Source organism: Streptomyces rubradiris (assembly GCF_016860525.1).
Taxonomy (GTDB): Bacteria; Actinomycetota; Actinomycetes; order Streptomycetales; family Streptomycetaceae; genus Streptomyces; species Streptomyces rubradiris.
Genome location: NZ_BNEA01000015.1, coordinates 3,506,368 through 3,527,145, shown reverse-complemented (window position 1 = coordinate 3,527,145; position 20,778 = coordinate 3,506,368). Strand labels below are relative to the sequence as shown.

Annotated in this window: 18 protein-coding genes and 1 pseudogene; 15 read left to right on the top strand and 4 right to left on the bottom strand. The window is 71.9% G+C overall.

Annotation, left to right across the window (positions count from 1 at the left end):
- Positions 1-438, bottom strand: coding sequence for an ATP-binding protein (locus Srubr_RS28785; protein ID WP_189994374.1), 438 nt, complete (start codon positions 436-438; stop codon positions 1-3).
- Positions 439-613: 175 nt separating this feature from the next.
- Here Srubr_RS28785 and Srubr_RS28780 point away from each other — a divergent pair, with 175 nt between their 5' ends.
- The 4 genes and pseudogenes from Srubr_RS28780 to Srubr_RS42115 all read left to right on the top strand — a co-directional run.
- Positions 614-1,885, top strand: a complete 1,272-nt coding sequence (locus Srubr_RS28780) for a helix-turn-helix domain-containing protein (RefSeq protein WP_189994372.1) — start codon at positions 614-616, stop codon at positions 1,883-1,885.
- Positions 1,882-2,436, top strand: coding sequence for a flavoprotein (locus Srubr_RS28775; protein WP_189994370.1), 555 nt, complete (start codon positions 1,882-1,884; stop codon positions 2,434-2,436). The genes Srubr_RS28780 and Srubr_RS28775 overlap by 4 nt, the downstream gene beginning before the upstream one ends.
- 285 nt (positions 2,437-2,721) lie before the next feature.
- Positions 2,722-2,922 (top strand): hypothetical protein, encoded by a 201-nt coding sequence (locus Srubr_RS42120; RefSeq protein WP_203855061.1) that lies wholly within the window; start codon positions 2,722-2,724, stop codon positions 2,920-2,922.
- Between the two features lie 5 nt (positions 2,923-2,927).
- Positions 2,928-3,086, top strand: a pseudogene (locus tag Srubr_RS42115) (site-specific integrase); the annotation flags it as partial.
- Positions 3,087-3,156: 70 nt separating this feature from the next.
- Here the strand turns inward: Srubr_RS42115 and Srubr_RS28765 are convergent.
- Entirely contained in the window at positions 3,157-3,777 is a 621-nt protein-coding gene (locus tag Srubr_RS28765; RefSeq protein WP_189994368.1) for a hypothetical protein, read from the bottom strand.
- Between the two features lie 304 nt (positions 3,778-4,081).
- On the opposite strand from Srubr_RS28765, the gene hemL reads away from it, so the two are divergent.
- The 8 genes from hemL to Srubr_RS28725 all read left to right on the top strand — a co-directional run bounded on the left by hemL (position 4,082) and on the right by Srubr_RS28725 (position 12,336).
- Complete coding sequence (gene hemL / locus Srubr_RS28760) at positions 4,082-5,401, top strand: glutamate-1-semialdehyde 2,1-aminomutase (protein WP_189994366.1); 1,320 nt, start codon at positions 4,082-4,084, stop codon at positions 5,399-5,401.
- Positions 5,398-6,093 (top strand): histidine phosphatase family protein, encoded by a 696-nt coding sequence (locus Srubr_RS28755; protein WP_189994364.1) that lies wholly within the window; start codon positions 5,398-5,400, stop codon positions 6,091-6,093. Before hemL ends, Srubr_RS28755 begins: the two co-directional genes overlap by 4 nt.
- A 165-nt stretch (positions 6,094-6,258) precedes the next feature.
- Complete coding sequence (locus Srubr_RS28750) at positions 6,259-7,539, top strand: polysaccharide deacetylase family protein (protein ID WP_189994362.1); 1,281 nt, start codon at positions 6,259-6,261, stop codon at positions 7,537-7,539.
- A 98-nt stretch (positions 7,540-7,637) separates the two neighbouring features.
- Positions 7,638-8,228 (top strand): TlpA family protein disulfide reductase, encoded by a 591-nt coding sequence (locus tag Srubr_RS28745; protein WP_189994361.1) that lies wholly within the window; start codon positions 7,638-7,640, stop codon positions 8,226-8,228.
- A gap of 1 nt (position 8,229) precedes the next feature.
- The gene (locus Srubr_RS28740) at positions 8,230-9,003 is read left to right on the top strand and encodes a cytochrome c biogenesis CcdA family protein (RefSeq protein WP_189994359.1); all 774 of its coding nucleotides are present in this window, start codon (positions 8,230-8,232) and stop codon (positions 9,001-9,003) included.
- Positions 9,004-9,006: 3 nt separating this feature from the next.
- Entirely contained in the window at positions 9,007-10,719 is a 1,713-nt protein-coding gene (gene resB / locus Srubr_RS28735) for a cytochrome c biogenesis protein ResB (protein ID WP_189994357.1), read from the top strand.
- Complete coding sequence (gene ccsB / locus Srubr_RS28730; protein ID WP_189994355.1) at positions 10,716-11,798, top strand: c-type cytochrome biogenesis protein CcsB; 1,083 nt, start codon at positions 10,716-10,718, stop codon at positions 11,796-11,798. The genes resB and ccsB overlap by 4 nt, the downstream gene beginning before the upstream one ends.
- Before the next feature lie 109 nt (positions 11,799-11,907).
- On the top strand, positions 11,908-12,336 hold the full coding sequence (locus tag Srubr_RS28725) for an SRPBCC domain-containing protein (RefSeq protein WP_189994353.1): 429 nt from the start codon (positions 11,908-11,910) through the stop codon (positions 12,334-12,336).
- Position 12,337: 1 nt separating this feature from the next.
- Here the strand turns inward: Srubr_RS28725 and Srubr_RS28720 are convergent, their stop codons facing one another.
- Together Srubr_RS28720 and Srubr_RS28715 are read right to left on the bottom strand one after the other, a co-directional pair.
- Entirely contained in the window at positions 12,338-13,744 is a 1,407-nt protein-coding gene (locus Srubr_RS28720) for a condensation domain-containing protein (protein WP_189994351.1), read from the bottom strand.
- 325 nt (positions 13,745-14,069) lie between these two features.
- Complete coding sequence (locus tag Srubr_RS28715) at positions 14,070-16,853, bottom strand: AfsR/SARP family transcriptional regulator (RefSeq protein WP_229926641.1); 2,784 nt, start codon at positions 16,851-16,853, stop codon at positions 14,070-14,072.
- 205 nt (positions 16,854-17,058) lie between these two features.
- Here Srubr_RS28715 and Srubr_RS28710 point away from each other — a divergent pair, with 205 nt between their 5' ends.
- The 3 genes from Srubr_RS28710 to Srubr_RS28700 are packed head-to-tail and all read left to right on the top strand — an operon-like array spanning position 17,059 to position 20,736.
- Entirely contained in the window at positions 17,059-18,360 is a 1,302-nt protein-coding gene (locus Srubr_RS28710; protein WP_229926640.1) for a hypothetical protein, read from the top strand.
- Positions 18,357-19,982 carry a vWA domain-containing protein gene (locus tag Srubr_RS28705; protein WP_189994349.1) on the top strand — a complete coding sequence of 542 codons (1,626 nt, stop codon included), beginning with the start codon at positions 18,357-18,359 and terminating at the stop codon, positions 19,980-19,982. The genes Srubr_RS28710 and Srubr_RS28705 overlap by 4 nt, the downstream gene beginning before the upstream one ends.
- On the top strand, positions 19,969-20,736 hold the full coding sequence (locus tag Srubr_RS28700; protein WP_189994347.1) for a hypothetical protein: 768 nt from the start codon (positions 19,969-19,971) through the stop codon (positions 20,734-20,736). The genes Srubr_RS28705 and Srubr_RS28700 overlap by 14 nt, the downstream gene beginning before the upstream one ends.
- The last annotated feature ends 42 nt before the right edge of the window (positions 20,737-20,778 follow it).

Below are 20,778 nucleotides of genomic sequence, written 5' to 3'. Positions count from 1 at the left end.
TCAACTCCTCTGGAAGGGAAGGAAACAGGCGACTTCCTGGCTGGGTTTGCTGGGCAGGTCGATTTCGGCCCAGCAGCGCTTGCCGGTCTCGGTCGGTTCGGCGTGGCACCGGTCGGCGAGAGCGGCGACGAGGAACAGGCCCCGGCCGCCCTCGCTGTCCGCGTCGGGCAGGGTCGGCTGGGGCAGCACCGGGTTCGTGTCGCAGACCTCGATCCGCAGGACGGTCTCGTCGAGACAGACCACGAGTGAGACGGATCCGGTGCCGGCGTACTGGACCGCGTTGGTGACGAGCTCGCTGACCAGCAGTTCGGCCGCGTGCACCACCTCGGTGCCCAGTCCCAAGCCCCAGCCCGCTATAGCGTCCACGGCCTGGTGCCGGGCCTCGCTTGCTGCGGCGAGCGTCGCGGGTAGGAAGAAAGCGAGCTGGTGCGCTTCCATGAGCGGCCTCCCGGTGTAGGTGGGGCCACACCAAGCAACCAGTCCGTCGCCGTGAGTCGCGATCCCTGACGCGGGCGCTGCATGACTTATGCAGGAGCTGCATCACCGCCAACTAGGTCTGACCTATGCTCGATTGAGCAGGCAGGATCAGCGACGGCGGAAGGAGCCGTGGCAGATGGCCGATGCGCATGGCGAAGCGAGACGGATCGGAGAACGGATCCGTCGGGCACGGGTGTTACAGCGGCGTTCACAGCACGACGTGGCCGAAGCGCTCGGGTATCACCAGTCCAAGGTGAGCCGTCTGGAGAGCGGTCGCGGCACGGAGGACATCCGCGTACTACGCGCCATCGCCCAGGAACTAAACATCCCGCCTCATGAGTTGGGCCTCGCCCCATCTCAGGACGTCTCCGCCGCCGATCAAGAAGCTGACGACATGCACCGCCGCACCTTCCTCGCCGCGAGCATCGCAGCGCTCGCGGCCCCGGCCGGCTCTTCGGCCTCGCACACCGCCCTCGTCCAGGCCCTCCTGCCCGGTCCCGGCCCTGCAGGCACCGGTGGCCCACGGGACACGGCAGTCCTCTACGAACGCGTCGGATCAGCACTCAGGCTCTTCCATACCTGCCACTACACGGAGCTGGAGCGCACCCTCCCGAGCCTGATCGCCGACCTGCGGATGGCTACCAGCGATGCGACGGACAGGGACCTCGTGTCCCGGCTCCTGGCCACGGCGTATCAGACGACGACGAGCCTGTTGCTCAAGCAGCACGACCAGGGCAACGCATGGCTCGCCGTCGGCCGGGCGATGGCCGAGGCCGAACGTTCGGGGGATCCGGTGGTCCTCGCCTCCAGCGTCCGCGTCCAGGCCCATGTGCTGGTCCGAGAGAAGCACGCCACTGAGGCCGTCACCTTGGTCCGGCACACCGCTGACCAGCTCACCGGCTCCTACGACCGGCGCTCTCCGAAGTACCTCGCCGCTGTCGGACTGCTGCTCCTGCGCGGTGTGACTGCGGCCAGCAGCCTCGGTGATCGCGCGGCCACAAAGGAATTTCTCAGCGAGGCGAAGGAAGTCTCGCGGTACGTCACTCTCGACCGGCCCGACGCCTGGGCCACCTTCAGTCCGACCAACGTCGCCCTGCACGAGCTCAGCGCTCTGGTGGCCTTTGGCGACGCGGGCCTCGCCCTTCAGGCGGCCCGGCCCCTCATGCGCCGGCACATCCCGGTGCCCGAACGCCGCGCCGCACTATGGGTGGAGGCGGCCCGCGCCTATAGCCAGCAGGGCCGCCTGGCCGACGGCTACCAAGCCCTACGCATCGCCGAGACCTGCGCCGCCCAGGACATCCGCCGCCCCGACGTCCGCCACCTGGTCGCGGATATGGTCGCCCGCGACCGCCGACGTACCCTGCCGGAACTGCACCACTTCAGCCGCCAACTGGGAGTCCCCGCGTGACCGAACCGACCGCTCCGGACAAGAAGCCCTTCCTGTACGTCGTTGTGTGCGCGGCAGGCGTGGCCCGTGACGTCGGCAAGCTCATCACCGCCGCCCAGGAGGCCAACTGGGACGTCGGCGTCATCGCCACACCACAGGGGCTTGGCTTCATCGACACCACGGCGATCGAGGCACAGACCGGCTACCCGATCCGCTCCGCCTGGCGTTCACCGGGAGACCCGCGCCCCCTGCCCCCGGCGAACGCGATCGCCGTAGCTCCCGCCACCTTCAACACGATCAACAAGTGGGCCGCCGGGATCTCCGACACCCTCGCCCTGGGCATCCTGTGCGAGGCGTACGGCATGGACATCCCGACCGTGGCTTTGCCTTACCTGAACTCCGCCCAGGCTGCCCACCCCGCCTACCAGCAGAGCCTGGACCGGCTGCGAGGGATAGGCGTCCTGATCGGTTCCTGCGAACCGCACCGGCCGAGGGCCGGCGGTGCGGCGGAGCGCTTCCGCTGGGAGGAAGCACTGGAGTTGCTGGAGACTATGGTCAGCACGGCGCGGTGACTCCGTCCGTCACTTGCTAAGAAGGTGCATCCCCATGGCTGACGGTCTCGACGCGCGAGGCCGTCAGTGCCGGGATTACCGGTGTCGCGTGGGGGCCGCAGGCCCCGGCTGTGACGGGCTCGGTCGTGTCTGGCCGGAGTGTGCCGGTCGTGGTGTCACCCATGTACGGGCTTGGGCGGCTCGTGCTCGATCGCTGAGGGACTGCCGGGCAGCGAGGCGTTGGATGTGCCAGGTGAGGGTTCTGGCGGTGGAGCGGGCGTCGTCCAGGGTGTGCTGCCGTGCGGCGTGCTGGTGGAGTTGTTCGGGGTCGTGGCCAGTGGTCTCGGCTTCGGTCAGGGCGGCGGCCAGTGCGGGCCAGGCGGGGTCGTCGAGGACCTGTTGGGCGTGGTCGGGCAGGATCGCGATGATGCGCTGGGCGTGGCGTTCCATGGTGCGGGTGGCTGGCGCTGGGCCAGGGCGGCCAGCGGCTCGGCAGCAGCCTGTTGATAGGCGGCCTGGAGATGCGGACGTACACGCACCTGCTGCCGACCAGCGAGACCCGCACCCGCAAGGCGATCGACGACGCCTTCACCGCGGATCCGGCACCGCAAGGCCAGGGCACGTCACTGCCCCCGGCGAAACCGATGTGCCCTGAATGTGCCCTGGCTGCCCGAAGGCCCCTCCCGGCACATGAAGAGGGTGGGGTCCGAAAACCCCGCCCGCTACCAGAGAAACCCCAGGTCACGGCCACACCAAGCAATAAGGCTGATGCCCCGCCTCATGCAGCCGTACCGAGAAGTCCTGCCACTCGTGCAGCAGCTGGTACACGTTGAACGCGTCCCGGGGGCCGCCGCGGTCCGGGACCGTGGACCAGATGAAGGCCGCCGCGCCGACCGCCTCCTCGCCGACGCCGCGCAGGGGGTCGACGACCGTCATGGGGAGTTTGACGACGGCGTAGTCGGGGTGCAGGACGACGAGTTCGAGGGGCGGCACCTTGTGCAGGGGGACGCCCTGGATGCCGGTGAGGACCATCGCGGCCATCGTCTCCGGCTTGATCTTCGTGAACATGCCGTTCATGCCCAGCTCGTCGCCGCCGAGTTCCTCGGGACGCATCGAGATCGGGACGCGGGCCGCGGTCGCCCCGTCCGGCGCGCCGAAGTACTTGTACGTCACCCCCACCCGACCACCGCTTCCGCTCCCCGCGCGGAGGGGCTGCCGGTCGTACCGCTCGGGCTCACCCGGTCCACCCTGTGTCCGACGTGTCTCGGTCGTTTCCTCCGCGTCGCGCCGGTGCCTTCCCCGCCGGGCACGTCGAGGACCCAGGTCATCAGTCCCCTCGCCCAGTCCGCCACCGCGATGCATATCTCCACCCGACTGCTTTTCTAGGACGCGTGGCCCCCGCCGCGCAACCCGATCATCGTGTAGTGACCTCCCCCGCGTCCGCCTGCCGAAACGTACGGTGGAACGGCGATCCGCGCGGAAGATTCCCGGCTCTGATCATTACGTGCGTACGAGCCGTGTGTATCAGTTCTCAGTCTCGCAGACGAGGGATGGCGCCGCTTCGGTCCCGAGGGCGGGGGCGGCCTCGCCGGGGCGCGGCCTACCCTGAGGAGGTCACCCCGCAACCGGAGCCGAGAAGCCGGAGTAGCCGCACGTCATGAGTGCCATGAGCGAAACGCCCTATCCCTACGACGCGCCCGTCTCGCAGGCGCTCTTCGACCGCGCGTCCGCCGTGACGCCGGGCGGAGTGAACTCGCCGGTGCGCGCCTTCCGCGCGGTCGGCGGCACGCCGCGCTTCATGGTGTCGGGCCGGGGGCCCTACCTCACCGACGCCGACGGGCGCGAGTACGTCGACCTGGTCTGTTCCTGGGGACCGATGATCCTCGGGCACTCGCACCCCGAGGTCATCGCCGCCGTGCAGGAGGCCGTCGCCCGTGGCACGTCCTTCGGCACGCCCGGTCAGGGCGAGGTGGAGCTGGCCGAGGAGATCGTCGCCCGGGTCGAGCCGGTGGAGCAGGTGCGGCTGGTCAGCAGCGGCACCGAGGCCACCATGTCGGCCATCCGGCTCGCCCGCGGCTTCACCCGGCGCTCGAAGGTGATCAAGTTCGCCGGCTGCTACCACGGGCACGTCGACTCGCTGCTCGCCGCCGCCGGCAGCGGCGTGGCCACGTTCGCGCTGCCCGACACGCCCGGTGTCACGGGGGCGCAGGCCGGTGACACGATCGTGCTGCCGTACAACGACCTGGAGGCCGTCCAGGAAGCCTTCCACCGGTACCCGGGCGAGATCGCCTGTGTGATCACGGAGGCATCGCCGGGCAACATGGGCGTGGTGCCGCCGGACCCCGGGTTCAACCAGGGCCTGAAGGACGCCTGTGGCAAGAACGGCGCCCTGTTCATCTCCGACGAGGTCATGACCGGCTTCCGCACCAGCCGCGCCGGCTGGTACGGCGTGGAGGGCGTCAAGCCCGACCTGATGACCTTCGGCAAGGTCATGGGCGGCGGGTTCCCGGCCGCCGCGTTCGGCGGGCGGGCCGATGTGATGGCCCACCTGGCGCCCGCCGGCCCCGTGTACCAGGCCGGCACCCTGTCCGGGAACCCGGTCGCCACCGCCGCCGGCCTCGCCCAGCTGCGGCTGCTCGACGACGCCGCGTACGCCAAGGTCGACGCCGTCTCCGAGCAGATCCGGACGCTGGTGAGCGAGGCGCTGACCAAGGAGGGCGTCGCGCACCGGGTGCAGACCGCCTCCAACATGTTCTCGGTGTTCTTCACGGACCGGCGGGTACGGGACTACGAGGACGCCAAGCGGCAGGAGTCGTACCGCTTCACCGCGTTCTTCCACGCGATGCTGGCGAACGGCGTCTACCTGCCGCCGTCGTCCTTCGAGTCGTGGTTCGTGTCCACGGCCCACGACGAGCGGGCCGTGCAGAAGATCGCCGACGCCCTCCCGGCGGCGGCCCGGGCTGCCGCGGAGGCCACGGCCGAATGAGCGAGAGCAAGGACATCACCGTCGTCCACCTCATGCGGCACGGCGAGGTGGAGAACCCGGAGGGCATCCTGTACGGCCGGCTGCCCGGCTACCACCTGTCCGAGCTGGGCCGGAAGATGGCCGACCGGGTCGCCGAGCACCTCGCCTCCCGGGACGTGACCCACGTCTGCGCCTCGCCGCTGGAGCGGGCGCAGGAGACCGCCACCCCGATCGCCAAGGCGCACGGGCTGGACCTGGCCACCGACGCGCGGCTGATCGAGGCCGACAACGTCTTCCAGGGCAAGACCTTCGGCGTCGGCGACGGCGCGCTCCAGCGGCCGGAGAACTGGAAGCACCTCGTCAACCCGTTCCGGCCGTCCTGGGGCGAGCCGTACATCGACCAGGTCGTGCGGATGATGGGCGCCCTGGACGCGGCCAGGGACCAGGCGCGCGGGCACGAGGCGGTGCTGGTCAGCCACCAGCTGCCGATCTGGATCGTGCGGTCGTACGTCGAGCGGCGGCGGCTGTGGCACGACCCGCGCAAGCGGCAGTGCACGCTCGCCTCCCTGACGTCGTTCACCTACCAGGGCGACAAGATCGTCTCCGTCGGGTACAGCGAGCCCGCCATCGATCTCGTCCCGGTGCACCTGCGGGCCGGTGCCAAGCCGCAGAAGGGCAAGGGGACGGCTCAGGGGAAGGCCTTCGGCGCCTGAGGAAGCCGGCCGGACGGGCGCCGATGGTCACAGAGCGTCCGTTTGGCGTGGCTTAGCGCACCGTTGCGCACCTTATTGCGAAAAAGCAGAACAAGTAGCGGAACCTCCCCGATCTTCCTGTCCTCTGACTGGGTGACCAGCAGGCAGTGATGATCGGGGATTTCCATGCGCACCATCTCCCGGACCCTTTCCCGGCGGGGAGCACTCGGCCTCGGCGCGGGCGCGGCCGCCGCCGTGTCGCTCGCCGGGTGCGGCGGCTCCACGTCCTCGGACGACGCCGGGCGACCGGGCGGTTCCAGGACCCAGGGGAGCAGGGGCGAGGCGCGCCCGGCGCGGCCCATCGGCGACGGCTCCACCTCCTTCACCGGCAGTCAGCCGCACCAGCCGGCGGCGCCCGAGCCGCTGGAGCCGGGGCAGACCCCGCCGCAGTTCGTCGTCTTCTCCTGGGACGGCGCCGGCGAGGTCGGCAACGGCCTCTTCCCGCGCTTCCTGGACCTCGCCAAGGAGCACGGCGCGTCCATGACCTTCTTCCTCTCGGGGCTGTATCTGCTGCCCGAGTCGAAGAAGCGGATGTACGAGCCCCCGAACAACCCGCGCGGCGCCTCCGACATCGGCTACCTCACGGACGAGCACATCAAGGCCACGCTCGCCAACGTGCGCCGGGCCTGGCTGGAGGGGCACGAGATCGGCACCCACTTCAACGGGCACTTCTGTGCGGGCGGCGGCACGGTCGCGCACTGGACCCCGCAGCAGTGGGCCAGCGAGATCCGGCAGGCCAAGGCGTTCGTGAAGGAGTGGCGCACCAACACCGGCTGGACCGATCTGCCGTCGCTGCCGTTCGACTACGACAAGGAGCTGGTCGGCGGCCGTACGCCCTGCCTGCTCGGCCAGGACAACCTGCTGCCCACCGCCCGCGAGCTGGGCTGGCGCTACGACGCCTCCTCGCCGGGCGGCCGTCAGGTGTGGCCGGTCAAGCGCCAGGGCCTGTGGGACCTCCCCCTTCAGCAGATACCTTTCCCCGGACGTTCGTTCGAGGTCCTGTCCATGGACTACAACATGCTCGCCAACCAGTCGGTCAACTCGACCAAGGCGCCCGCGCACAACTACCCGGGCTGGCGCAAGCAGTCCGCCCAGGCGTACATCCAGGGATTCCAGCGGGCGTACGAGACGAACCGGGCGCCGTTCTTCATCGGCAACCACTTCGAGCAGTGGAACGGCGGCATCTACATGGACGCCGTCGAGGAGGCCTTCAAGCACATCGCGCGCGAGAAGGAGAAGGGGGCCGATGTGCGGCTGGTCTCCTTCCGGCAGTTCGTGGACTGGATCGACGCGCAGAAGCCCGAGGTGCTCGCCAAGCTGCGCACGCTCGGGGTCGGGCAGCGGCCCGCCGGGGGCTGGAAGGAGTTCCTGCGAGAGGCCAAGGGCGCTGCGTCCAACGTCGCCTGATGTCCGTGATGTCCCGTGTAAATACGCCCTGAAATGCGGTTTTCCGCCCGGCAGGGGGGCGCGCGAAATCGCCGGAACGGTCATGCGAAACTTTTCACATGAGTACCCGTAGCCGCGCCGTCCTGCTCACCGCCGCGGCCGCCGCAGCGGCCCTGGCCCTGTCCGCGTGTGGCAAGGGCGGTGTCTCCGGTGGCGGTGGCGACACCCACTTCGTCACCGGCAAGAACGGCATCGACACCGTCGCGGCGGCCAAGCGCGCCACGGCTCCGGACCTGTCCGGCAAGACCATCGACGGCAAGACCCTGGACGTCGCCGACTACAAGGGCAAGGTCGTCGTCATCAACGTCTGGGGCTCGTGGTGCGGACCGTGCCGCAGCGAGGCCAAGTACTTCGCCAAGGTCTCCAAGGAGTACGCGGACAAGGGCGTGCAGTTCGTCGGCATCAACACCCGCGACACCAGCACCACCCCGGCCGTGAACTTCGAGAAGGAGCACGGCGTCGAGTACCCGAGCCTGTACGACCCCACGGGCAAGCTGATGCTGCGCTTCGAGAAGGGCACGCTCAACCCGCAGATCGTCCCCTCCACCCTCGTCATCGACCGGCACGGGAAGGTCGCCGCGCGGGCCCTGGAGGCGCTCGACGACACCGGGCTGGTGGAGATGATCAAGCCGGTCCTCGCGGAGAAGTGACGTGAGCGCACTGCTGACGCTGGCCGCGGAGACCGGCCGGAACCAGACGGTCCTGCACGGCGCCCTGCTGGTCGCCCTGCCGATCGCCCTGTTCGCCGGTCTCGTGTCGTTCTTCTCGCCCTGCGTACTGCCCCTGGTCCCCGGCTACCTCTCCTATGTGACCGGCGTCGCGGGCACCGACCTGGCCGAGGCCAAACGGGGCCGGATGGTGGCCGGCGCCTCCCTGTTCGTGCTCGGCTTCAGCGCCGTGTTCGTCTCCAGCGGGGCCCTGTTCGGCTACTTCGGCTCCAACCTGCTGAGCTACCAGAGCGTCCTGTCCAAGGTGCTCGGCGCGCTCATGATCGTCATGGGTGTGTTCTTCATGGGCCTGACGCCCTGGTTCGCCATGCGCGAGTTCCGCTTCCACAAGCGGCCGACGGGCGGCCTGGCCGGGGCGCCGGTGCTCGGCGCGCTCTTCGGCGTCGGCTGGACGCCCTGCATGGGCCCGACGCTGTCCTCGGTGAACTTCCTCTCCATCCACGAGTCGAGCGCCGCACGCGGCTCCCTGCTGATGGTGGTCTACTGCCTCGGCCTCGGCGTCCCGTTCGTCGTCACCGCCATCGCCTTCCGCAAGGCGCTCGGCGCCTTCGCCTGGGTCAAGCGTCACTATGTCTGGGTGACGCGCATCGGCGGCTCGATGATGATCGTGACCGGTGTGCTGCTGCTCACCGGCGCCTGGGCCGAGCTGGTGCAGCAGATGCAGACCTGGACCAACGGCTTCGATGTGGGGATCTGACCGATGAGCAAGACCGATACCGGCACCGGCCGGGACCGGGAGGAACTGGGCGCGGCCGGCTCCCGGCTGTCCACCGCCCCGCAGGAGGAGGCGGTGAGCCTGCCGGGCCTCGGTGTCATCGGCTGGGCCCGCTGGTTCTGGCGGCAGCTGACCTCCATGCGGGTCGCGCTGCTGCTGCTCCTGCTGCTCTCGCTCGGCGCGATCCCCGGCTCGCTGATCCCGCAGACCGGCGCGGACGCCACCAAGGTCGAGGACTTCCGCGCCGCGCACAAGACGCTGGCGCCGGTCTACGACAAGCTCGGCCTGTTCCACGTGTACAGCTCGGTGTGGTTCTCCGCGATCTACATCCTGCTGTTCGTCTCCCTCATCGGCTGCATCATCCCCCGCACCTGGCAGTTCGTCGGCCAGCTGCGCGGCCGGCCGCCGGGCGCCCCCAAGCGGCTGGACCGGCTGCCCGCCTACACCACCTGGACCACCACCGCGGACCCCGAGCAGGTCCGCGCCGCCGCGCTCGGCCTGCTGAAGAAGCGCCGCTTCCGCACCCACGCCGTCGGTGACGCGGTCGCCGCCGAGAAGGGCTACCTGCGCGAGCTGGGTAACCTGGTCTTCCACATCGCCCTGATCGTGCTGCTGATCGCCTTCGCCTCCGGCCAGCTGTTCAAGTCGGACGGCACCAAGCTGATGGTGGAGGGCGACGGCTTCTCCAACGCGCTGCCGATGTACGACGACTTCAAGTCCGGCAGCCTCTTCGAGCCGGACGACCTGGTCCCGTACAGCTTCGACCTGGAGGACTTCAAGGGGACCTACGAGCTGACCGGCCCCAACCGGGGCACCCCGCGCACCTTCCAGGCGAAGATCCGCTACAGCGAGGGCGCCTACGGCAAGGAGACCGAGACCACCGTCAAGGTCAACGAGCCGCTGGAGATCGACGGCTCCAAGGTCTACCTGGTCAGCCACGGCTACGCACCCGTGATCACCGTCCGGGACGGCAAGGGCAAGGTGGTCTACCACGACGCCGTGCCGCTGCTGCCGCTCGACGGCAACGTCACCTCCCAGGGCGTCGTCAAGGTCATGGACGGCTACCGCGACGCCAAGGGCAAGAAGGAGCAGCTCGGCATCAAGGCGTTCTTCCTGCCGACCTACGGCGGGGCCGGCATGGAGATCGCCTCGGCGTTCCCCGCGCTGCTGAACCCGGTGCTGAACCTGGAGCCGTACCACGGTGACCTGGGCGTCGACTCGGGCCTGCCGCAGAGCGTGTACCAGCTCGACAAGACCCACATGAAGGACTACAAGGACGCCAAGGGCGCGCAGCTGAGGGTCAACCTCAAGCCCGGCGAGTCCATGAAGCTGCCGAACGGCGCCGGTACCGTGACCTTCGAGAAGGACGTCAAGGAATGGGCCGGCTTCCAGATCGTGCAGGAGCCGGGCGGCGGCTGGGCGCTCGGCGGCGCCGTCGCGGCGATCTTCGGTCTGGCCGGGTCCCTGTTCATCCAGCGCCGCCGCGTGTGGGTGCGGGCGGTGCGCGGCGACGACGGCGTCACGGTGGTCGAGATGGCCGGCCTCGGCCGCAGCGAGTCGGCGAAGGTGCCCGAGGAACTGGGCGAGCTCGCCGGACAGCTCTACGACCGGGCGCCGGGCGCACCGGACCCCGGCGACGAACCCTCCGCACCCACACCAGACCGCCACGTCGTACCTGCCGAAGGGGCTGAGAAGTGACTCTCGCCGCCGCGACCAACGAACATCTCGCGAGCGTCAGCAACACGCTGATCTACTCGTCGATGGCCGTCTACACCCTGGCCTTCTTCGCCTACATCGCCGAGTGGCTGTTCGGCAGCCGCAGCAAGGTCGCCCGGACGGCCGCCGCGCTCACCGCCGACGGCGCCCGGACGACGGCCGGCCCCGCCGTCGCGGTCCGCAAGGGCGGCGGCACCGCGGTGCTGGAGCGGCCCAAGGTCGTCGTCCGCTCGGCCGCCGGCGCGCGGGACGTGCCGGACGGGCCCGGCGCGCACGGCGGTGACGAGCAGGGCGACCTGTACGGCCGGATCGCCATCTCGCTGACCGTGCTCGCCTTCCTGGTGGAGCTCTCCGGTGTCATCGCCCGCGCGGCGTCCGTGGAGCGGGCGCCGTGGGGCAACATGTACGAGTTCAACATCACCTTCTCCACGGTGGCCGTCGGCGTGTACCTGGCGCTGCTGGCGCTGAAGAAGAACGTGCGCTGGCTCGGGCTCTTCCTGATCACCACGGTCCTGCTCGACCTCGGCCTCGCGGTCACCGTGCTGTACACGGCCAGCGACCAGCTGGTGCCGGCCCTGCACTCGTACTGGCTGTACATCCACGTCTCCACCGCGATCTTCTGCGGCGCGGTGTTCTATGTCGGCGCGGTCGCCACGATCCTGTACCTGTTCAAGGACTCGTACGAGAACAAGCTCCAGGCCGGCGGCAAGCCCGGCGGGTTCGCCCGGTCGGTGCTGGAGCGGCTGCCGGCCTCCGCGTCCCTGGACAAGTTCGCCTACCGGATCAACGCGGCCGTCTTCCCGCTGTGGACGTTCACGATCATCGCGGGCGCGATCTGGGCGGGCGACGCCTGGGGCCGGTACTGGAACTGGGACCCGAAGGAGACGTGGTCCTTCATCACCTGGATCGCCTACGCCTGCTACCTGCACGCGCGGGCCACGGCCGGCTGGAAGGGCCGCAAGGCCGCCTACCTGGCGCTGATCGCGTTCGGCTGCTGGCTGTTCAACTACTACGGCGTCAACATCTTCGTCTCCGGCAAGCACTCCTACGCGGGCGTGTAAGCCCCGCACCGGCACGAGGCCGGTCTCCGTGGCGCGGGTCACGGGGACCGGCCTTTCGCCGTTCCGGGACAGGCGTGCGTGAACCCATGGCCGGGGGCACGCTGGAAACATGAGCGGTGCCATCGCACAGGGTTCCAGCCAGACCCACGGGAACACGCACATCCTGCACTTCGTCGTGCGGCTCCCGCGGCGCATGGAGGACGTCTGGCCCGCGGTGTCCACGCCCGAGGGGCTGGCCGCCTGGTGGACCCCCGCCGAGGTGCTCGAACCCCGGCTCGGCGGCGCGGTCACCCTGGGCGGGCTGGGCAGCGGGCACGTCACCGCGTGGGACGTGGACCGGGTCGCGGAGTACACGGTCGAGGGCGGTGGCCGGATCCGGTTCCACCTGGAACGCGAGGGGGACGACGGCAGCGCGCTCCGCTTCACCCACGAGTTCCAGGGCGAGGAGGAGACGGAACAGCGCTGGCGGGACCGGTTCGAACGACTGATCGAACTCCAGGGAGGGGGCCGGCCCCGGCCCGGCGCGGACCCCCGGTGACCTACGACACGGCGGACAGGCTGCCGTCGGCCACCGAGACGATCCGGTCCCGCAGCCGCTCCGCGTACAGCCGCATGTTCTTCGCCGCGACGTCCGTGTCCGGGTACCGGCTCGCCAGCCACAGACCCTCGGGCAGCCGGTTGACCCACACGCACACCTGGTCGCCGTACGACACCCGCAGCAGCCCGTACGCCTTCAGCTCGGCCCACCGCCGCGCGCCCGGCAGGTCGCGGGTGTCGACGTAGGAGACGATCGAGCACGGGTCGGGGGAGATCAGCGGGAAGTCGGCGCCGAGCAGGCGCAGCACCCGGGCCAGCGGCATCCGGGCCAGCGCCCGGTTGGCCCGCAGCTCCGCCCGTACCGCCCGCAGGGCCTCCGGGAAACCGCGGGTGCTGCCGACGGGCACCTCGATGGGGGCGCCGCCCACGTACCAGCCCACCGACTCGTTCCAGCGGGACCCGGCCCGGGTGTGGAAGGGCACCACCGTCCGGTACACCGGCTGTCCGCCGAGTTCGTGCACGATCAGCCCGGTGGCGGCCAGCAGCCCGGTCATGCTGCCGCCGTAGGGCCGGCAGTACGCCTCGAACGCCGCGGCCGTGTCCGCGTCGGCCAGCGGCTCGGCCAGCATCCGCTGCCGGGGCAGCGGATCACCCGGCGCGAGGCCGAGGTCGACCGGGAAGCCCGGCAGGGTGCCGTCGCAGCGGCGGATGAACTCCCGCCACCGCTCCACGACCGCGTGCCGCCCGTCCACGCCGTCGGCGCGCGACCGCTCGATCTCGCAGAAGTCGACGTAACTGGCGGCCGTGGGGACGGCGTCGGAGCCGGCCGCGCCCGTGCCCGCCGTGTACAGCTCGTGGATCTCGGCGGGCATCCGCTGCACCGAGTAGGCGTCGACGTTGCTGTGGTCGAAGGCCAGGTACACGCTCGCGCCGTCGTCCCGGACGACCGCCGCGTACACGAGGTTCGGCCAGCGAAGCGCGTCCGCGATCGTGTCGAAGCGGTCCTGGAGGTGCTGGACGAGGGCGTCGGCGTCGGCGAAGTGGCCCGCCTCCCGCCGGTGCAGGGACACGTCGGCCGCGTCCAGGGTGAACCGGCGCAGCTCGTCACCGGCCCAGCGGAAGCCGCTGCGCAGCGTCTCGTGCCGTACGGTCCAGGTGTGCAGGGCCCGTTCCAGCGCGTCGAGGTCGACCGGGCCGGGCAGGTCGAAGGCGGTGCCGAGCCAGGTCGGCACGAACAGCCCGTCCTCCCGCAGGGACCGGGCCGTCCGGATGTGCCGCTCCTGGTTGTAGGCGGGGGGCCGGGAGTCCTCGGGGAGTGCCGCCGCCGCCGCGACGGTCGCCGGGCTCAGCGTCCACTCGACGAGCCGTCCCGGCCGTACCCCGCAGCGCTGGATGTCAGTGATTCGCACGCGTCTCCCATCGAAGAAGGGGCCCCTGGTTGCGGGCCCCCTCCAAGGCAATGCCGTGGGACGCGGCCGGGACATGCCCGTTCGGTCCATTTCAACGGAACGGGTGGCGGGCCGAACGCGGAAGTGATTAACGGTCGGTGACCGTCCGATCCCGGACGACGGCCTGCCCCACCCCTGTGACCTGCGCGTTCAAGGTTTCCCGCAAGGTTCGTCCCAGGACGGTCGGCCAAGGTGGGTGACGTGGTCCCGGCAGTCGGCCGGCGAGCGGCCCACGGGGGTGCCCACGGGGGACGGTACGGGGAGGGACACCTCCCCGTACCGGGGCTCAGCCGAGGGCGTCGAGCAGGGCGCGGGTCTGGGCCACGCGGGCGGGGTTGACCTCCATGTCCCGGAAGACGTCGAGGGCCTGTTCGTAGCAGCGGCGGGCGGCCCCGCGGTCGCCCAGGGCCTGATGGGCCTCGCCCAGGTGGACCAGGGCCTCCGCCTCGTTGAAGCGGTGGCCCAGGGCGCGGTTCAGCTCCAGGCACCGCTCGTGGCACAGCAGGGCCTGGGCGTGCTCGCCGAGCTGCTGGTAGGCGTAGCCGAGGGTGTCCAGGGTGTCGGACTGGCCGCGCAGGTCGCCGAGTTCGTCCTGGAGGGCCAGGGCCTCCTCGCAGCGGGCCACGGCCTGCCGGTGGTCGCCGGCCTGCACGTGGTCCCACGCCACCGCGTTCAGAGCGCGGGCCAGCCCGGCCCGGTTGCCGAGCCGGGCGAAGAGCCCGACGGCCAGCTCGTCCTGGCGCAGCGCCGCCGCACGGTCGCCCATGTGCTCGTACAGCCAGCCCAGGGTCAGCCGGGTGTGCGCCTCGGACAGGGCGTGGCCGCTGCTCTCGGCCAGGGCCAGCGCCTGGTCCAGCCGGTGCCGCGCCGAGGCGTGGTCGCCCGCCTCGATGCGTTCCAGCGCCAGCACCCGGTACGACTCGCCCCGCGCGACCGGGTCGCCGAGCCGGGTCGCGGCCCGCAGCGCCGTGGTGTGCACGGCGGCGGCGTCGCTCCACCGGCCGCGCCGGGTCAGGAAGGTGGTCACGGCCCAGGCCAGCTGCCAGGCGTGGGTGTCGTGGCCGTGCCGCGCGGCCAGGTGCACGGCGGCGGCCAGCGCCGGCTGCTCCCGGGCGAACCACGCCATGGCCCGGTCGTGCGTGGTGATCTCCTCGGGCCGTACCCCGTCGGCCGCCGGCGGCAGCCGGATGGGGTCCCGGTGCGGCAGCAGCAGCCGGTCCGCCGACCAGGCGGTGCGCAGGTAGTGGTCCAGGACCCTCAGCCGGGCGGCCCGCGCCTCCGTCTCGTCCCCGGCGGCGGCCTCCAGCGCGTAGGCGCGCAGCAGGTCGTGGCCGGCGAACCGGCCGGGGGCGTGCTCCTGGAGCAGGTGGCGGGTGCGCAGCCGGTGCAGCGCCTGGAGCGCCCGCGCCGGCCCGAGCCCGGTGAGGCTGCCGGCCGCGGGCACGCCGATGTCGGGGCCGGGCGCCTGCACGAGCTGCCGGAAGACCCGGGCGGTACCGGCGTCGAGCGCCCGGTAGGACGCGGCGAGTACGGCCCGTACGTCGGTGGCGTCCTCGCCGGTGCTCAGCGCGTCCAGGCGGCTGCTCTCGCGCAGTTCCTCGCTCAGGGCGGTCAGGGTGGCGACCGGGTTGGTGGTGACGCGCCCGGCCAGCACGCTCAGGGCGAGCGGCAGTCCGGCGCACTGGCCGACCAGTTCGGCGGCGGCCTCGGGTTCCGCGGCGACGCGTTCCGCGCCCAGCCGGCCGGCCAGCAGCTCGTGCGCCGTGGCGGGGTCGAAGGCGTCGACGGTCACGTGGGTGACCTGGTGCGCGGCGGTCAGCCCGGTGAGCTGGTCGCGGCTGGTGACCAGCACCGCGCAGCCGGGGGTGCCCGGCAGCAGCGGCAGGACCTGCGCGGAGTCCCGGGCGTTGTCCAGGACGACGAGCACCCGGCGGTCGGCCAGCAGGCTGCGGTACAGCGCGGCCTGGGCGTCGAAGGCCGCCGGGATGCGCCCGGGCGCGGCGCCGAGCGCGTCGAGGAAGCCGCGGATCACCACCCGGGGATCGGCCGGTTCTTCCGACGGGGTGAAACCGTGCAGGTCGACGAAGAGCTGCCCGTCGGGGAATCGGTGCCGGCGGCGGTGCGCCCAGTGCAGCGCGAGGGAGGTCTTGCCGACCCCGCCGATGCCGCAGACCACCGTCACCGGCAGGGTGGCGCGCGGCCCGGCCTGGGCGGCCAGCGCCTTGTCCAGGACGGCGAGTTCGGCGTCCCGGCCCACGAAGTACGGGGGCGGGGCGAGCAGTTGCCGGGGTGTGGTGGAGCGTTCCTCGGCGGGCGGGGCCGGCTCGGGCGGGGACAGCCCGGGGTCGTTGGCGAGGACGCGCTGGTGCAGCGCGAGCAGCCGCGGGCCCGGGTCGGCGCCCAGCTCCTCGGCCAGCCGGTGCCGCAGCTCCTGGTAGTGGGCGAGGGCCTCGGAGGGGCGGCCGGCCCGGTACAGGGCGAGCATCAGCTGACCGGCCAGCCGTTCGTCCAGCGGGTGTTCGCGGGCCTTCACGGCCAGCTCGGACAGCAGCTCGCCGTGGTCCCCGGCGTCCAGGCGGAGGTCGATGTGGTCCAGCTCGGCCGCGAGCCGCTCGCGCAGCAGGGCCTGGCGCTGGTCGTCGAACCACGGGACGTCCACGGTGGCGAACGGCTCCCCGCGCCACAGCCCGAGCGCCCGCCGCATCAGCGCCACCGCCTCGCCGCCGTCGGCCGCGCGGGCCCGCCCGACCAGGTCACGGAACAGGTGCAGGTCCACCGAGAGCGGATCGGCGTCCAGGACGTACCCGCCGGGGCGCCGGGCGACGGTCACCTCCGGGGCCGGGCGCAGCGCCTGCCGCAACCGGGACAGGTAGCCGTACAGCGTGTCCTTGGTGCGCTGCGGCGGCCGGTCGCCCCACACCCGGTCGACGAGCGTGTCCGCCGGGACCGCCCGGCCCACGTCCACGAGCAGCGCGGCCAGCACGCACCGCTGCCGCATGTGTCCCACGTCCACCGTGCGACCCCCCAGCCGCACCTCGATCACGCCCAGCAGGCCGAACTCCACCGCCATCGCGTCCCTCCCCCTGCCCCTGCCCCACCGTGGCACACGGTCCCCGCCCCCGCCATCCGTCCGACGGCCGCCGGCCGGGTGAACGAGGGCCTCCACAACTGTCTGACGGACGTTCACTTCGCTTATCGCGCCCGTTGGTTGAGCGTTCCGTCGGCCGTCGTCCCGCCCGTGCACGATCCTGCCCCCGCCGACGCAGGAGAACCGGGTGGACACTCACAGATCCGACAGCGACAGCCCCCGGCCGGGCCGCGAGCCCCGGCTGAAGGTCGGCGCCCCGGCGGTCACGCCCGCGCGCCGTTCCCTGGCCCGCAGGCTCCTGCCGCGCGCCGTCGCCGCCGCCACCGCGCTGTGCGCGATCGTCGTCCTCGTCCAGGGGCACGCGGCGCTGCCGTTCGAACGGATCGTCACCATCCAGGCCAAGATGGCCTCCAAGGCCGACTTCTTCGAGGACCCCGAGGTCCGGCGGCTGCTCGTGCGGCACGGCTATCGCGTCCACCTCACCCGCATGGGCTCCCGGGGCATCGCCACCCAGCGCTACGACGGCTACGACATCGTCTTCCCGTCCGGACAGCCCGCCGCCGACCTGATCACCTCCCGCCGCGCGGCCGAGGGCCACCCGGCGACGACGTACCGCCCGTTCGTCAGCCCGATCGTGCTCGGCACCTACCGGGAGTACGCCGAGACCCTCCGGGAGGCCGGGATCGCCACCCCGCTGCCCGGCGTCCCGGCCGGGGCGAAGCCGATGTACTACTCCCTGGACATGCGGAAGTTCCTCGGCGCGTCCGCCGCCGGACGCCGCTGGGACGACCTCGGCACCGACCCGCGTGGCCGGGCCGTCGGCATCGGCCGGCACGGCATCCACAACGGCAACAAGGTCCTCGCCCAGACCTCCGACATCTGCCAGGCCAACTCCGCCGGCACCTATCTCGGCCTGGTCTCCTACGTCTGGAACCACGAGGACATCCCGCAGACCCCCGCCGAGGCCACCCGCTTCGCCGAACGCATCCGGCTCCTCCTCAACGACCAGGGCATGCCGTCCTCGGAGAAGAACGAGACCTACGTCTCCGCCGAGGGCAAGAGCATCTCCCCGATCGCCGTGATCTACGAGCACCAGTTCCTCGCCCACCAGATCGCCACCCGGTCCGCCACCGGACACGTCGACGCCGGACGGGTCCTGCTCTACCCCTCGGCCCGCTTCGTCAGCGAACCCCAGCTCATCGCGCTCACCCCGCGCGGCGACGCGCTCGGCGAGCTGATCACCAGGGACCCCGCGCTGCAACGGCGCGCCATGGAACTCGGCTTCAGGGTCCGCGACGCCCAGGGCGGCTCGGCCACCAGTGACGCCCTGGCCCGCTTCCTGACCGGGCGCGGCATCCAGGCCCCCGTGCTCTCCGACGACGACACCAAGGCCGTACTGCCCCGCCTCGACCTGCTGGAACGCATGATCGAAACCGTCGGCGACTGTCCCCCGGCCGCCCCCGCCACATCCTCCGGGGAGACCCCATGACACCCGCCCCCCGCACCCTGCCGCTCGGACCGCTGTGCCTGTGCCTGGTGCTGGCCGTGGTGCTCGGCGGGCTCTCCTCCTGCTCCGGCGACGGCGGCTCCAGGACCACCCTGCGCGTCCTGGCCAGCGACGAACTCACCGACATGAAGCCGCTGCTCGACCGGCTCCGTAAGGACACCGGCGTCCGCCTGGACATGGACTACCGCGCCACCAACGACGCCTCCGACACCCTGCTCACCGGCCGCCACTCCTACGACCTGGCCTGGCTCTCCTCCGACCGCTACCTGCGCCTGCGGGCCAAGCACGCCTCCGCCGGAGCCACCCCCGCCACCGGAGTGCAGAGCGCCTCCATCATGCGCTCCCCGGTCGTCGTCGGCCTCACCCCCGGCACGGCCCGCACCCTGGGCGCGGGCACCCCCGGCAAGCGCCTGTCCTGGGCCGACATCGCCGACGCCGCCGCCACCGGCACCGTACGCTTCGGCATGGCCGACCCCCGCCGCAGCAACAGCGGCCTGGCCGCCCTGGTCGGTGTCGCCACCGCCGCCGCCGGCACCGGCCGCGCCCTGCGCCCCGCCGACGTCAGCTGCGACCGGCTGCGCGGCTTCCGCTCCGGCCAGACCCTCACCGCCGCCGGCTCCCGCGCCCTGCTGGACGCCTTCGCCACCCGCCCCGGCCGCACCAACGCCCTGATCACCTACGAGTCCGAACTGCTCGCCCTGAACGCCTCCGGCCGGCTCCGCGAACCCCTGCGCATCGTCCACCCCGCCGACGGCATGGTCCTGGCGGACTACCCGCTGCTCCTGCTCGACCCCGGCCGCCGCGACGCCTACGACCGGGTGGTGGACTGGCTCACCGCCCCCGGCCACCAGCGCGAGATCATGCGCCGCACCCTGCGCCGCCCGGTCAGCACCGAAGTGCCCCGCGACGCCCGGCTGACCGCACCCCTGGACAACGCCCTCTACTACCCGGACGACCCGGCCGTCCTCGACCGCCTCCTCGCCGACTACGGCGACCCGGCCCGCCGGGGCGCCGACCAGGTGATCTTCCTATTGGACTTCTCCACCTCCATGCGCGGCGCCCGCACCCGCGCCCTGCGCGCCGCGTTCGCCGCGCTCAGCGGCGCGGACGGCTCCGCCCGCGCCAAGTTCGTCCGCTTCCACCAAGGGGAGCGGCTGACCGTCGTCCGCTTCGGCGGCCGCCCGCTGGCCGAGCGCACCGTCACCGTGCGCGGCCCCGCCGACCTGGAGGCGCTGGCCGGCTTCGTCGCCGAGGACGGCTACGACGACTCCACCGCCGTCTGGTCCGCCCTGGACCACGGCTACCGCACCGCCGAACGGGCCCTGCGCGCGGACCCCGGCCGGCTGGTGTCCATCGTGCTGATGACGGACGGCGAGAACAACGCGGGCATCGGCCCGGCCGCCTTCGCCGCCCGCCACCGCTCCCGCCCCGCCGACGTCCGCGCCGTGCGCACCTACCCCATCGGCTTCGGCGACGCCGACGCGGACGGGCTGCGCCGGGCCGCCGAGCTGACCGGCGGGCGCCTGGTCGACGCCCGCTCCCCTGCCCAGTCTTCCCAGTCCTCCCTGTCCACCGCGTTCAAGGAGATCCGTGGCTGTTCTTGACGGCACCTGGTGGAGCGCCTGGTGGGGCCCGATGACCTGGTGGCTGCTGGCCCTCGCCGGCCTGCTCGCGCTGGCCGGGCGGGCGCTGCGGCGCGGCCTCGCCCGGCTCGGCAAGACCACCGCCGACCCCGCCTACCTGCCCCTGTACCTCGACAACGACGCGGTCATGGGCCTGTTCAAGATGGGCAACTACAAGGCGGCCCTGCGCAAGGAGGTCGAGGAGCGGCGCATCCGCAACGCCGGCTGCCTCGCCGTCATCCCGCTGGTCTCCCTGCTGCTGAAGGTGACCGGCGGCAGCACCACCGAGGTGGTCGCCAAGTACGTGGAGAAGGCCGAGCCCATCTCCGTGATCGGCCTGCTGCTGTCCGTGCTGCGCCGGGGCGACGCCCTGGTGGAGGTCCGGCTGCGGCCCGGCTCCGGGACCGTCGTCCCCAACCGCGCCCTCCTCGGCGAGCTGGCCCGCACCGGGCCGGCCACCGAGGTGCCGCTCAGCGAGATAGGGGAGTTCGTCATGGTCACCGGCCGGTTCGAGGCGGGCGACAGCCGGGGCGAGACCCTGCTGATGCGGGCCCCCTACGCCGACGGCGGCCCCACCGCGCACCTCAGGGTCGTGCTGCGCGGCGACGGCCTGCTCACCCCGGACAAGGAACTGCCCGAGGGCCAGTTCCAGGCGCACTGCCTGGGCAAGGTGACCAGCTGGGACCCCGACGCCCGGGAGGTCGTCCTCCAGTACCCGGTCGCCGTCTTCCGCTGACCCGGCCGCACGCCGGAACCGGGGGGTGGGCCCCGGGACAAA